The sequence below is a fragment of the Sinorhizobium fredii USDA 205 genome, from assembly GCF_001461695.1.
In the GTDB taxonomy this organism is placed as follows: Bacteria; Pseudomonadota; Alphaproteobacteria; order Rhizobiales; family Rhizobiaceae; genus Sinorhizobium; species Sinorhizobium fredii.
In genome coordinates, this window is sequence record NZ_AUTC01000168.1 from 1 (window position 1) to 14172 (window position 14172).

A 14172-nucleotide genomic window follows, 5' to 3' on the forward strand; every position below is an offset into this window, starting at 1 on the left:
CCGGGCGATCGAGGTCACCGTCATATTGAGCACGTCGCGGATGCCGCTGACGTTCTGGCTGATCTTGGCGGCGAGTTGCGCCGAACGATGCTCGTGGAAATAGCCGACGCTGAGCGCCATCAGGTGGGCGTAAAGGCGGCGCTGGTAACGCGCCACGATGTTGTTGCCGATCTTCGAAAGCGCAACCGCCTGCCCGTAGGTCGCAAGGCCGCGCAGCACGAAGGCGCCGAAGATGGCGGCGCAGATCGCCAGCACGATGTCGGCCCGCCGATTGGCGAAGGCTTCGTTGATCACGGTCTCCATGATCCAGGCGGTGAAGCCCGTCGTTGCCGCCACGACGATGAGACAGGCGATGGCAAAGGCATAGCCGCGTATGTGGTCACGGCCGTTTTCGGCGATGACGCGTCGCAGGATTCCGGTGATCGTCTCGGAGTCGACTGCGCGCCGTTGTCTGTCCCTGGCGTTCAAAAAGCCCGTCTTCCCTGGCCTATGGTGGCTACCGACCAACATGTCGGGCGCTCTATAGTGGTTTGAAGCCTTCTTGGCGAGTCTTTGCGTCGGCCGGCCTGATCAGCTTCTCCAGCGCCGTCCCTCCATTGCAACACCAAAATCCCTCGGGGCGCGTGCGAAGGCGGCAAGCCCGGAAAGCGCCGCCATGGGATGAACGACCGCGAAAGTCGGAATCGTCCGCATCAGCGCCGAGTGCGGTGCCTTGTTCTCGAAGGCGGCGCGGAATTCCGGTCTCATCAGCGCAGGCAATATCTTCTGCGAAATGCCGCCGGCCAGGAAGACGCCGCCACGGGCCATGAAGACCAGCGCCATGTCGCCGGCAACACGGCCCAGATAGGTAGAGAACAGCGACACCGTCTCGACGGCGGCCGGATCGTCGCCCGAGAGAGCGTTGGTCGTCACCTCCGCCTGATCCTTGAGCGACGGCTCGCGGCCATCGGCCGCGCAGACGGCGCGGTAGAGATTCATGATGCCTCGTCCGCACAGGATCTGCTCGCCCGCCATGCGGCCTTCGATGGGGTCGAGGAACGGCCAGACTTGAAAATCGCGTTCGCTTCGGGGGCCGATGTCGACATGACCGCCTTCGCCCGGCACAGGAATCCAGGTGTCCTGGGCAAAGACGAGACCGGCGACGCCGAGCCCGGTGCCGGGGCCGAGCACCACGCGGGAACTGCGCGGCCGGACGCTGCCTCCGCCGATCTGCGCGACGTCCTGATCGGCCGGCGCGGCAATGGCGAGTGCCTGCGCCTCGAAGTCGTTGATGACCAGCACGTCTTCCAGTTCGAGCCTTGCCAGCATGTCCTTCGGCCGGATCACCCAGCCGGCATTGGTCAGCGGGATCTCGTCGCTCTTGATCGGCCCTGCCACAGCAAGGATCGCCGAACGCGGCCTCTCGGAGATCTTGTCGAAAATGCTCTTCAGCAGCGCTTCCTCGATGGTCGCGAAGTCACCCGTCTTGATTGGCGGCAACTGCGTCGGCTCGGAAGCCGCATCGACAAGCAATGCGAAACGGGCATTCGTACCGCCGATATCGCCGATCAAGATCGGAAAGGAGAAGCTGTGGTCACTCGCACTGGGCATGGCAGATCCGTCCTGATCGCGGCGTGAATATTTCCGAAGATGTATCAGTTGCGCCTGAAGTCGATCAACTGCTCGGCGGTGGCGCGATTGAGGGCCATCGGAATATCGTAGACGATTGCCAGGCGCATCAGCGCCTTGACGTCGACATCGTGCGGCATGGCGGTCAGCGGATCGACGAAGAAGATGAGGCAGTCGACATCGCCGGTGGCGATCAAGGCACCGATCTGCTGGTCGCCGCCGAGCGGACCGCTTTTCAGCCGCGTGACGTCGAGGCCGGGGCAGGCGTCCAGCACGCGCCCGCCGGTCGTGCCGGTGGCGACGATCTTCCAGCCGGAAAGCGTCGCCTCGTGCGCCTTGGCGAAGGCAGCAAGGTCATCCTTCTTCTGATCATGGGCGATCAGGGCGAGACATTTGCGATCGGCCATGCGGCATCCCCGGCAAGCTCACGAGGACCGGAGCGGAAAGCAGGACGCGATCACATTCCGATCCGGATTTAAATCGATTTGAACGCCTATACATGAGTGCCGCGAAATTGCAAAGGCAGCGCTGCATGTTTCCTTAAATCGCAGCCGATTCAACGGATAGGAACAGGCAGGAATTCAAAGTGATACAGCGTCTGAAAAGACGCACGCGCTGTAGTGGGGGCGGCACTTCCTGACTCTCACTACTGGAGAGCGGGACGCGGCAGCGGCACCGGTATGTCGGCGAGCGGCGCTTCGGCGGCGGCGCCGATGACGGACTCGATGCTCGTCGCCGCGGCTGGAATGGCCGCCGGAGCACGATAGGCTGCGCCGTAGGTCGCCTGCTGCTCGGAGGCCGGCGCCGGACCGTTCAGCACGACGGCACAGGCCTTCGGCAGGTCGGCAAGCGTGGCAAACTTCGGCTTCGGCGGCTTCTCGCCGGGCTTCTTCTTCGGTTTCGCCCAGGGTGCGTCGGTAAACCACCAGGCGAGCGACTTGTCGCAGCCGTCGCCGGCCGGAACCGTCGCCTGGTCCTTGCAGCCTTTGGAGCCGGCAGGGCATTTGATGCGGATATGGAAATGATAGTCGTGGCCATAGATCGGCCGGACCTTGCCGAGTGCTGCGCGATCGCCCCGCCAGGTGTCGCAGAGCTTCCTCTTGATCGCCGGATTGACGAAGACGCGCTCGACCTCCGGGTAGCTCGCCGCCATCATGATCAGCCGGGCATGGGATGGCGTCCAGACGGACGGGTCGATCGTCAGGAATTTGCTCTTGTCGAGCATGGAGGTCGCGGAAATCTCTTCGCGCTCCTGATAGCTGAGCGTCCTTTGCGGCATCGGCGTCAGCCAGATGTCGGCGTCGAGGCCGATCTGATGCGAGGCATGGCCGGACAGCATCGGGCCGCCGCGCGGCTGCGAAATGTCGCCAAGCAGAAGACCGGGCCAGCCGATCTTCTCGACCGCGTCATGGGAGAAACGCTCGATCAGCCCGATCATCTGCGGATGTCCCCAGCGTCGGTTGCGCGACAGACGCATCGCCTGCCAGGTCGGGCCGTCGGTGGGGATGGCGATGCCGCCGGCGAGGCACCCCTTGGAATAGAAGCCGTAGGACGTCGGCGCCGCCTCGGTCGGCAAGGCCCTGGCGCCGAAAAGCTCCTTGGCGGGCGTGCCGTCCGCCGACGCGGCATCGGTCGAAAGCAGGCCCGTGCTCACGGCCAATGCCAACAGTGCAGAGCCGCAACGTCGAAGCGCAGCACGCTTGTCAATTCTCATTCCATCCCCCACTCGCAGCGACGCGAAGCATGCGGTTATTTCCCCCGCTCCCTATCCTGATTCGCCGCGGTTGCATCAGCCTTGCGACTCACCTGGATATGACTGAAAAATTTTGCCTGATTTGCGGCAGTGCCTGTCAATTGCCCGGATTTCGCCTATTCTGGTTTTCAAGGATAATCGAAAATACGAGGAGAATCGGCAGGATGCTGGAGTGTGGCGGTACGGGACGAACGACACTGGCAGCCGCCTTACTGGCCTTCTCCCTGCTCCTGACGCCATCGGCAGAAGCTCAAGAACAAAGGGTTTGGCATCACGGACTGTCGCTTATCGGCGAACTCAAGTACCCGCCCGGCTTCAAACATTTCGACTATGCAAACCCCGACGCTCCGAAGGGCGGCGACATCAGGCTCTCGCAGACCGGCACCTTCGACAGCTTCAACCCGCTCATGGCCACCAGGGGAGAGCCGGCCGTCGGGCTGGCGCTCGTCTTCGACGCCCTTCTGAAACCGTCGGACGACGAAATCTCCACCGCCTACGGACTTCTCGCAGAAGGGGTTTACTTCCCGGACGATATCTCCTCGGCCACCTTCCGGCTGCGGTCCGAAGCGAAATGGGCGGACGGAAAAGCCGTCACACCCGAGGATGTCGTCTTCAGCTTCGAAAAGGCAAAGGAGCTGAACCCGCTCTATCAAAGCTATTACCGGCATGTGGTGAAGGTGGAGAAAACCGGCGATCGCGATGTCACCTTCCACTTCGACGAGAAGAACAATCGCGAACTGCCGAACATTCTCGGCCAGATTCTGGTCGTTCCGAAACATTGGTGGGAGGGCACAGGGCCAGACGGCAAGCTCAGGGACATTACCCGGACGACGCTCGAGCCGGTCATGGGTTCCGGACCCTACCGCATCGCTTCCTTCTCCGCCGGCGGCACGATCCGCTACGAACGGCGCGAAGACTATTGGGGCGCTTCGCTCAACGTCAATATTGGCCAGAACAATTTCAACTCGATCACCTATTCCTTCTTCGGCGATCGGGAGGTCGAATTCGAGGCCTTCCGTTCCGGCAACACGGATTACTGGACCGAGAACCAGGCGATGCGCTGGGCAACCGGCTTCGACTTCCCTGCGGTGAAAGACGGCCGCGTCAAGCGCGAGGAAATCCCCAATCCCTTCCGGGCAACGGGCGTGATGCAGGCGATGGTCCCGAATATGCGCCGCAAGCCCTTCGACGATGAGCGGGTGCGCCAGGCGCTGAACTACGCGCTCGATTTCGAGGAACTGAACCGGACCATCTTCTTCAATCAGTATCAGCGCGTGAACAGCTTCTTCTTCGGCACCGAACTCGCCTCCTCGGGCCTGCCGGAGGGCGAGGAGCTGAAGATCCTCAACGAGGTCAAGGATCTGGTGCCGCCGGAAGTGTTCACGACCCCTTATACCAACCCGGTCGGCGGCACGCCGGAAAAGGCGCGCGACAATCTGCGCAAGGCGATTGCGCTGCTCAAGGAAGCAGGCTTCGAACTCAAGGGCAACCGCATGGTCAACAAGGCGACGGGTAGGCCCTTCGTCTTCGAGATTCTCGTGAGCAGCCCGGCACTCGAGCGGGTGGCGCTGCCCTATACGCAGAACCTCAAGCGAATCGGCATCGAGGCGAGCATTCGCCTGGTCGATGATTCGCAATATACGAACCGCGAACGCGCCTTCGACTACGACATGACCTGGGAGGTCTGGGGCCAGACCCTGAGCCCCGGAAACGAGCAGGCGGACTATTGGGGATCGAAGGCCGCCTCGCGCGAAGGGTCGAGGAACTATGCCGGCATAGCCGATCCGGCCGTCGACGCCTTGATTCAGCGCATCATCTTCGCCAAGGACCGCGACACCCTCGTTGCCGCTACAAGGGCGCTCGACCGTGTCCTGCTCGCCCACAATTACGTCATCCCGCTCTACTACAAGCTCAAGGCCAACATCGCCTATTGGGACAAGTTCGGCCGGCCGGCGGAACTGCCGAAATACGCGATCGGTTTTCCCGACGTGTGGTGGTTGAAGGGCGCTGCCAGTCAATGAAGGCTTGCGCTTGAGACCGCTCTCGATTCCAAATGCGGGGAACGAATCAGTTAAAATGCGGGAACGATCGGCGGCATCGGACGCGCCAAGGAGTATGGGATTGAGACGAAATAAACGGCAAACCAGCGCCCCGACCACCGGCGGCGCCACAATGCCGAGGTTCGCCTGATGGGTGCCTATATCCTGCGCCGGCTGCTGCTGATGATACCGACGATCGTCGGTATCATGGCGATCTCCTTCGCCGTCGTGCAGTTCGCACCGGGCGGCCCGGTGGAGCAGGTGATTTCCGACCTCACCAACGCGGCCGGTTCCGATCGGCTGTCCGGTACGGGTGGCGACCTCCTGCAGGCCGGCGGCGAGGAGGGCGGGCGCTATCGCGGCGCTCAAGGGCTCGATCCCGAATTCATCGCCAAGCTCGAGAAGCAGTTCGGCTTCGACAAGCCGCCGCTCGAGCGTTTTCTCACGATGATGTGGAACTATGCCCGCTTCGATTTCGGCGAGAGCTTCTTCCGCAATACCTCGGTCGTCGACCTCATCATCGAGAAGATGCCGGTGTCGATCTCGCTCGGCGTCTGGATCCTGATCTTCTCCTACGCCATCTCGATCCCGCTCGGCATCCGGAAGGCGGTTTCCGACGGCTCGACCTTCGATGTCTGGACCTCCGGCATCATCATCATCGGCTATGCGGTGCCGAGCTTCCTCTTCGCCATCCTGCTGATCGTGATTTTCGCCGGCGGGTCGTTCTTCGACTGGTTCCCCTTGCGCGGCCTCGTCTCGGAGAATTTCGACGCGCTGCCCTGGTGGCAGAAGATCCTCGACTATTTCTGGCACATGACGCTGCCGCTGATCACCCTGCTACTGTCGGCCTTCGCGACGACGACGCTGCTCACCAAGAATTCCTTCATCGACGAGATCAAGAAGCAATATGTGACGACGGCGCGCGCCAAGGGGCTCACCGAGCGCAAGGTGCTCTACGGCCACGTCTTCCGCAACGCTATGCTGATCATCATCGCCGGCTTTCCCGGCGCCTTCATCTCCGCCTTCTTCACCGGCTCGCTGCTGATCGAATACATCTTCTCGCTCGATGGCCTGGGGCGGCTCGGCTATGACGCGGTGGTCAAGCGCGACTATCCGATCGTCTTCGCGACGCTCTACATCTTCTCGCTGATGGGCCTCTTCGTCAGCCTCATCTCGGACCTGATCTACACCTGGGTCGACCCCCGCATCGACTTCGAGCGGAGGGACGTCTGATGAGTACAGTCGCAACTTACGCAGCGCCACCGCAAAAGGGTTGGCTGACGCCGATCGGCCGGCGGCGCTGGCAGAACTTCAAGGCAAACCGGCGCGGCTACTGGTCGTTCTGGCTCTTCCTCCTCCTCTTCGGCCTCAGCCTCTGCGCCGAATTCATCGCCAACGACAAGCCGATCGTCGCCTCCTACAAGGGCGAGATCCTGTTCCCGGTGCTGGTCGACTACCCGGAAGAAAAATTCGGCGGCTTCCTGGCCGAAACCGATTTCCGCTCGGATTTCATCCGCGACGAGATCGAGGCGAACGGGTGGATGGTCTGGCCGCCGATCCGCTATTCCTACCAGACGGTCAATTCCAATATCCCGCATTCGGCGCCGACCGCGCCCTTCTGGCTGATGAGCGAGGAGGAACGCTGCTCGGCCTATCCGCAAGGTGCGGCCGATCCGGGATGCATGCTCGGCAACCTGAACTGGCTCGGCACCGACGACCAGGCCCGCGATGTCATGGCGCGGATGATCTACGGCTTCCGCATCTCGGTGCTGTTCGGCCTGGTGCTGACCATCGCCTCGGCCCTGATCGGCGTTTCGGCCGGGGCGGTGCAGGGCTATTTCGGCGGCTGGACCGACCTGCTTCTGCAGCGTTTCATCGAGATCTGGTCGTCGATGCCGGTGCTCTACATCCTGCTGATCATCGCCGCCATCCTGCCGCCCGGATTCTTCATCCTGCTCGGCATCATGCTGCTGTTCTCGTGGGTCGGCTTCGTCGGCGTGGTCCGGGCCGAGTTTCTGAGGGCGCGCAATTTCGAATATGTCAATGCAGCACGTGCGCTCGGCGTCGGCAACGGCACGATCATGTACCGGCACCTCCTGCCGAACGCCATGGTGGCGACGCTGACCTTCCTGCCCTTCATCCTGTCGGGCTCGATCACCACGCTCACCTCGCTCGACTTCCTGGGCTTCGGCATGCCGCCGGGCTCGCCCTCGCTCGGCGAGATGATCGCCCAGGGCAAGTCGAACCTCCAGGCGCCCTGGCTCGGGCTGACAGCCTTTTGCGCCATGTCGGTCATGCTGTCGCTGCTGATCTTCGTCGGCGAGGCGACGCGCGACGCCTTCGACCCGAGAAAGACGTTCCGGTGAGCGCGACGATGACAGATACCCTCCTCTCCGTGCGCGATCTCTCCGTCGCCTTCCACCAGGGCGGCGACACATCCGTTGCCGTCGACCACATCTCCTTCGATATCCGCCGCGGCGAAACCGTGGCGCTGGTCGGCGAATCCGGCTCCGGGAAATCGGTCTCGGCCAACTCGATCCTGAAGCTGCTGCCCTATCCGGCCGCCAGCCACCCGAGCGGCGCGATCCTCTTCAACGGCAAGGATCTCCTGAAGGCCAGCGATGCCGAGCTGCGCCACGTGCGCGGCAACGACATCACCATGATCTTCCAGGAGCCGATGACATCGCTCAATCCGCTGCACACGATCGAGCAGCAGATCGGCGAAATCCTCGAACTCCACCAGGATCTCAAGGGGCCGGCGGCGCGCGCCAGGACGCTGGAACTGCTCAACCAGGTCGGCATCCGCGAGGCGGAGAAGCGGCTCGGCGCCTATCCGCACCAGCTTTCCGGCGGCCAGCGCCAGCGCGTGATGATCGCCATGGCGCTCGCCAACCGGCCGGAACTCTTGATCGCCGACGAGCCGACGACCGCCCTCGACGTCACCGTCCAGGCGCAGATCCTTGAGCTCCTGAAGTCGCTCAAGGACCAGCACGGCATGTCCATGCTGTTCATCACCCACGACCTCGGCATTGTCCGCAAGATCGCCGACCGGGTATGCGTGATGACCAAGGGCAAGATCGTCGAGACCGGCCCGACCGCCGAGATCTTCGCCAATCCGCAGCATGCCTATACGCGCCACCTGCTCGCCTCCGAGCCGAAGGGCGAGCCGCCGCCTTCCGATGCGTCGAAACCGATCGTCGTCGAAGGAAAGGACGTGAAGGTCTGGTTTCCGATCAGGGCCGGCTTCCTGCGCCGCGTCGTCGACCATGTGAAGGCGGTCGACGGCATCGACCTGACGCTGCGCGCCGGCCAGACGCTCGGCGTCGTCGGCGAATCGGGTTCGGGCAAGACGACGCTCGGCCTGGCGCTGACGCGGCTGATCTCGTCAAAGGGGCGCATCGCCTTCGTCGGCCAGGACATCGACGCCTATAGTTTCGGCGAGATGCGGCCGCTCAGAAACCGCATGCAGGTGGTCTTCCAGGATCCATACGGTTCATTGAGCCCCCGCATGTCGGTCGCCGATATCATTGGCGAGGGGCTGAAGATCCACGAGCGGGCGCTCTCCGATGACGCACGTGACGCGCGCGTTGCCGCAGCCCTGCAGGAGGTCGGCCTCGATCCGGCCACCCGCTGGCGCTATCCGCACGAATTCTCCGGCGGCCAGCGGCAGCGCATCGCGATTGCCCGCGCCATGGTGCTCAAACCCCAATTCGTCATGCTCGACGAGCCGACCTCGGCGCTCGACATGAGCGTGCAGGCCCAGGTCGTCGACCTCCTGCGCGACCTGCAGCGCAAGCACAATCTCGCCTATCTGTTCATCAGCCACGACTTGAAGGTGGTGCGGGCGCTTGCCAACGAGGTGATCGTCATGCGGCTCGGCAAGGTGGTCGAACAGGGACCGGCCGAGCGGATTTTCAGCGCGCCCGTCGAAGACTATACCAAGGCGCTGATGGCCGCCGCTTTCAATCTCGAGGCCGTCAACCTGTCCGCCATCCGCCAGTAGAGTACCCGAATGTCCGCCAAAAGCCCCGTCATCGTCGATCTGAAATTCATTCCGGAAGAGGTTGAAGCAGCCCTCGAAGGGGCCTTTCCCGGGCGCGAGGTGATCAATCTTGCGGATCCGGTCCATAGGGACCGGGATCTCTCCGGTATCGACTATGCAGTGGTGTGGAAATCGGCGCCCGATCTCTTCTCGCGGGCGCCGGATTTGAAGGTCGTCTTTTCCGGCGGCGCCGGCGTCGATCACGTCCTGAAGTTGCCGGGGTTGCCCGACGTGCCGCTGGTGCGCTTCGTCGATCGGACGCTGACGACGCGGATGAGCGAATGGGTGGTGATGCAATGCCTCCTGCATCTGCGCCAGCATCGCGCCTACGAGGCGCTGGCCAGCAAGCACGAATGGCGCGACCTCAGCCAGCCGGAGGCGGCCGACGTCACCGTCGGCATCATGGGCATGGGCGTACTCGGCCAGGATGCGGCCCGCAAGCTTGCCGTGATGGGCTTCAAGGTGATCGGATGGTCGCGAACGAAGCGCGCTGTCGAGGGCATCGACACCTATGACGTCGCCGGCCTCGACGCCTTTCTCGGCCGGACCGATTTTCTGGTCGGCCTGCTGCCGCTGACCGCGGACACGAAGGGCATTTTTGACGCAACCCTCTTCAGGAAACTCAGCCGCAACGGTCCCTTCGGCGCGCCGGTATTCATCAATGCCGGCCGCGGTGGCAGCCAGGTGGAGGTCGATATCCTTGAATGCCTCGATTCCGGCGTACTAAGTGCAGCCTCGCTCGATGTCTTCGAAGAAGAGCCGCTCTCCCCGGAGAGCCGCTTCTGGACCATGCCGAACGTCTATGTGACGCCGCACGTCGCCGCCTCCTCCGACGTCAAGGCGCTGTTTGCCCATGTCGAGGAACAGATCGGCCGCTTCGAAAGCGGGCTGCCTCTGGAGCATGTGGTGGATAAGCTAGCCGGCTACTGACTCATATGCAGGCAGCGAGCATAAGCCCGAGGATGAAGGAGTGTGTGGGACATGCTCCAGCCCGAATCACCTAAGGCCGGCGATAGCCGGTCGGCTCTCCGTAAAGCCAACCGATGCGGCGGATGGCATCCTCGAGGCCCTCACGGGCGACGGTCATCGTATGGCCGTTGGCGTGCACCAGCGTCGTCTCGTTCTCCATGATGGCGACGTGGCCCTTCCAGAAGACGAGATCGCCGCGCCGGAGTTCGTCGCGGCCGATGACGCTGCCGAGGCCGCTTGCCTGCATGTCGGAGTCGCGCGGCGCATTTCCTCCGACCATCTGCATCGAGAGTTGCACGAGGCCGGAACAGTCGATGCCGAAGCCGGAACGGCCGCCCCAGAGATAGGGCGTTTCGAGGAATCGGGTGGCGATCGCCACATAGTCGTCGCCGATCGGATTTCCGGCAGGCGCGCAATGGTTGGCAATAATGGCCAGTCCGCCGTCGAGGAGAAAATAGCGGGTACCCCGCGTCTCCGCCTCGCCGACGACATTGAGCCGGCTTCCCATGGAGAGCGCGAAAGCCTGCGGAAAACGCAGGTCCGCGCCGAGATAGGCGAATGTACGCGGCACCGCGACGATATGGGTCGCCGGCGCGCCGGGCTCGCCGATCGCATCCTGCGGAACGTAGCCGACATAGCCGTCGAGGTCCGACTTGACCCAGGCCCATCCGTCGGCGACGTCGAGAACTCGCGCCGTTTCACCGTAGAGCAATTCCGTACCGGTTGCGCAGGCGAGATCCGGTCTCGCCCTGAGCGGCGTCACGGGCGCCGACACGGTGGCCGGCGTGCCACCCACGAAGCGCTTCGCTTCGACGAGGCCGCGCAGGCGCTCCTCAGCCAGGTCCTCGCGATAGGCATTGAGACGACGATCGAGTGTCTGGGGCATAGCTGAACTCACAATTTGCGGCCCTGATTGATGATCAGATCGCCGAGTTTTTCAAGATAAAGCGCGCCTTCGACGGTGCGTTTGATGACGACATTACGCCTGTCGCGCTCGTCGCGCACCCGGTCGACCAGGCCGAGCGCACCCATCGTGTCGAGGGCGCGGGTGATCACCGGTTTCGTCACGCCGAGCCGCGCGGCAAGGCCGCGCACCGTGTGCGGCGGCGGCACGAGATAGATTTCGAGCAGGATCGCCATCTGGCGGAGCGTCAGGTCGCGGCTGTCGATCCGGACCTGCTCGAGCGCGACGGCATGCCAGAGCCCCAGCGCTTTGGAGGGCGTCAGTTCGACCGGCAAGGCAAACTCCTGCGTAAGTCACGTCCCGGCACCATAGCCAGAGGATCGTTACGCAAGCGTTTCTTTCGGACGCATTGTCGTGGTTCCGCTATCCCGCGATCCGCCCGATGTGATGGTACAGCGCCCGGATCGCCTGGGCCTCGCCGCCGATCGGCGAATGCGGTCGTTCGGATTGCGCCCAGCCGAAAATATCTAAATGCACCCAGCTCTTCGCCTTCGTCACGAAGCGCTTGAGAAACAGCGCCGCGGTGATCGAACCGGCCATGCCGCCAGAGGGCGCGTTGGTGAGGTCGGCAATTCGGGCGGAGACATCCTTGTCGTAGCCCATATAGAGCGGCATCCGCCAGACCGGATCATCGACCGACAGGCTCGCCTCGGAAAGATCGCGGGCAAGATCCTCGTCGTCGGTGAAAAAGGGCGGCAGGTCGGGGCCGAGCGCGACGCGCGCCGCCCCGGTGAGCGTCGCCATATCGACAAGGAGGTCGATTTTCTCTTCGTCGGCATAGGCGAGCGCGTCGGCAAGGATCAACCGGCCCTCGGCATCGGTATTGTCGATCTGCACCGTCAGGCCCTTACGGCTCCGGTAGATGTCACCCGGACGGAAAGCGTTGGAAGAGATCGAGTTCTCGACGGCCGGCACGATGACGCGCAGGTCGACTTTCAGCTTCGCGTCCATGATCATCAGCGCCAGGCCCATGACGTTCGCGGCGCCACCCATGTCCTTCTTCATCAAATGCATCGAGACGGCCGTCTTGATGTCGAGACCGCCAGTATCGAAGCAGACGCCCTTGCCGACGAGCGTCACCTTCCTGTGCCCCTTCTTTCCCCATCGCATCTCGAGGAGCCGCGGCGCCTCGGCGCTGGCGCGACCGACCGTGTGCACCAGCGGGAAATTCTGGGTCAGCAGGGCTTCGCCGGAGATCACCGAGACATCCGCCTTGTAGTGGGCGGCGAGCGCCCGGAATGCGGCTTCCAAAGCTTCCGGGCCCATGTCGTTGGTCGGTGTGTTGATCAGATCACGCGCCAGGAAGACGCCGGCAAGCTGCCGTTTGATATCGGCCTCGTCCGCGTCGGCCGGGATCATCAGCGTCGGCGCTTCGGGCTTGGCGGACTTGTAACGCTCAAAGCGGTAGGCGCCGAGGCCGTAGCCCAGTGCCAGGCGATTGGCGGTAAGCGGCGCCGTTTCGATATGCCACTTGCCGGCCGGCAGCGTGCGGGCAAGCTTGCCGGTCAGGAAGGGGGCCTCCGATGGCTTCGACCCGAGGCCGAACAGAGCGCCGCCGAGATGGCCGTCGGACGAAGGAACGAGCAGGACGGCGCCCGATTCCGCCTTGAAGCCCGCCTTCTTCGCCCAGTCGAGCGCGATCGGGTCGATGCTTCCCGTCTCGATATGCGCCGGCGTCACCGCGAAAATGGGCAGGGTCTTGCCGGCGCTGGTGTTGAACGGCGACGGCCGTTCGATGAACTGGAAGGGAGCCATGAATGTCCTCGACTGACGGATAAGGGATATCGCAATTAACGCTCTGTTAGGGTTAACAGATTATTGCTGGAGTGAAAGTTGCGCCGCTGATGTTGGGAGTTCCGGTGCCAATTGCCTGCTGGGACGTCACTTCATGACAACGCAACACATCTCTTCCTCCATGCATCGCCTCGCAGTCGGAGTCGCGGTCGCGCTGATGGCGCTGGCGCTCGGCGGCTGTGCCGGCCAACAGGGCAAGAAGGAGCTGACGACCGGCTCCATCCCGAAGCTGTCGAAGCCGGTGCAATCGATGAACGCGACCGAGCTTGCGGCCGCTGCGGAGAACATCGGCCAGACCTATGAGCGCGATCCCAAGAACCGCGAAGCGGGCCTGAATTACGCCAACCTGCTGCGCATGAGCGGGCGTAACGAACAGGCACTCGCCGTGATGCAACAGGTGGCGATCAACCACCCGTCGGACCGCGAGGTCCTCGGCGCCTACGGCAAGGCTCAAGCCGCGGCCGGGCAGCTCGAACAGGCGCTTCAAACCATTGGCCGGGCGCAGACGCCCGACCGCCCCGACTGGAAGCTGAAATCGGCGGAGGGCGCCGTCCTCGATCAGCTCGGCCGCTCGTCCGATGCCCGTCTGCGGTATCGGGAAGCGCTGGACCTTCAGCCCAACGAGCCCACGATCCTGTCCAATCTCGGCATGTCCTATCTCCTGACCAAGGACCTGAAAACCGCCGAGACCTACCTCCGCTCCGCCGCCGACCAGCCCGGCGCCGACAGCAGCGTCCGTCAGAACCTCGCCCTTGCCGTCGGGCTGCAGGGCCGCTTCCAGGAGGCCGAAACGATCGCTCGGCAGGAACTGACGCCCGAGCAGGCCGAAGCCAACGTCGCCTATCTGCGCTCGATGCTGTCGCAAAAGGGCGCCTGGACCGAGCTCGCCAAGGCGGACGCGGGGAATACCAACTGAGCGGGACGAAGAAAGCCGCGCAGTGCATTCCCCTTCACCTCGCGTTCACTTTTTCGTGACACCGCATCTCGATCAGCACTTGAAGGT

13 protein-coding genes are annotated in these 14172 nt (G+C 63.3%); 6 read left to right on the forward strand and 7 right to left on the reverse strand.

Features of this window, described 5'->3' with window-relative positions; all coding sequences use genetic code 11:
* The 4 genes from N181_RS24570 to mepA form a co-directional block, all read right to left on the reverse strand.
* On the reverse strand, positions 1-468 hold a 468-nt coding region (locus N181_RS24570), incomplete at its 3' end, for an ABC transporter transmembrane domain-containing protein (RefSeq protein WP_245290989.1).
* A 102-nt stretch (positions 469-570) separates the two neighbouring features.
* On the reverse strand, positions 571-1590 hold the full coding sequence (locus N181_RS24575; protein WP_037398314.1) for a glucokinase: 1020 nt from the start codon (positions 1588-1590) through the stop codon (positions 571-573).
* A 44-nt stretch (positions 1591-1634) separates the two neighbouring features.
* Positions 1635-2015, reverse strand: a complete 381-nt coding sequence (locus N181_RS24580) for a methylglyoxal synthase (RefSeq protein ID WP_014330524.1) — start codon at positions 2013-2015, stop codon at positions 1635-1637.
* 239 nt (positions 2016-2254) lie between these two features.
* Positions 2255-3322, reverse strand: coding sequence for a penicillin-insensitive murein endopeptidase (gene mepA / locus N181_RS24585; RefSeq protein WP_037398318.1), 1068 nt, complete (start codon positions 3320-3322; stop codon positions 2255-2257).
* A 203-nt stretch (positions 3323-3525) separates the two neighbouring features.
* On the opposite strand from mepA, the gene N181_RS24590 reads away from it, so the two are divergent.
* The 5 genes from N181_RS24590 (at position 3526) to N181_RS24610 (ending at position 10372) form a co-directional block, all read left to right on the forward strand.
* Positions 3526-5382: an extracellular solute-binding protein gene (locus N181_RS24590; RefSeq protein ID WP_050994522.1), complete on the forward strand. Its 1857-nt coding sequence runs from the start codon at positions 3526-3528 to the stop codon at positions 5380-5382.
* Positions 5383-5550: 168 nt separating this feature from the next.
* Positions 5551-6633, forward strand: coding sequence for a microcin C ABC transporter permease YejB (locus N181_RS24595; RefSeq protein ID WP_014330521.1), 1083 nt, complete (start codon positions 5551-5553; stop codon positions 6631-6633).
* Entirely contained in the window at positions 6633-7766 is a 1134-nt protein-coding gene (locus tag N181_RS24600; protein ID WP_014330520.1) for an ABC transporter permease, read from the forward strand. Before N181_RS24595 ends, N181_RS24600 begins: the two co-directional genes overlap by 1 nt.
* An 8-nt stretch (positions 7767-7774) precedes the next feature.
* Positions 7775-9403, forward strand: a complete 1629-nt coding sequence (locus N181_RS24605) for an ABC transporter ATP-binding protein (protein ID WP_014330519.1) — start codon at positions 7775-7777, stop codon at positions 9401-9403.
* Between the two features lie 9 nt (positions 9404-9412).
* Complete coding sequence (locus N181_RS24610) at positions 9413-10372, forward strand: 2-hydroxyacid dehydrogenase (RefSeq protein ID WP_014330518.1); 960 nt, start codon at positions 9413-9415, stop codon at positions 10370-10372.
* 70 nt (positions 10373-10442) lie between these two features.
* Here N181_RS24610 and N181_RS24615 read toward each other — a convergent pair whose 3' ends face one another.
* The 3 genes from N181_RS24615 to N181_RS24625 form a co-directional block, all read right to left on the reverse strand.
* Complete coding sequence (locus tag N181_RS24615; protein WP_037398321.1) at positions 10443-11297, reverse strand: C40 family peptidase; 855 nt, start codon at positions 11295-11297, stop codon at positions 10443-10445.
* Between the two features lie 8 nt (positions 11298-11305).
* The gene (locus N181_RS24620; protein ID WP_014330516.1) at positions 11306-11650 is read right to left on the reverse strand and encodes a MarR family transcriptional regulator; all 345 of its coding nucleotides are present in this window, start codon (positions 11648-11650) and stop codon (positions 11306-11308) included.
* A gap of 88 nt (positions 11651-11738) precedes the next feature.
* Positions 11739-13130 (reverse strand): leucyl aminopeptidase family protein, encoded by a 1392-nt coding sequence (locus N181_RS24625; protein WP_060563957.1) that lies wholly within the window; start codon positions 13128-13130, stop codon positions 11739-11741.
* A gap of 133 nt (positions 13131-13263) precedes the next feature.
* On the opposite strand from N181_RS24625, the gene N181_RS24630 reads away from it, so the two are divergent.
* On the forward strand, positions 13264-14085 hold the full coding sequence (locus N181_RS24630; protein WP_014330514.1) for a tetratricopeptide repeat protein: 822 nt from the start codon (positions 13264-13266) through the stop codon (positions 14083-14085).
* The last annotated feature ends 87 nt before the right edge of the window (positions 14086-14172 follow it).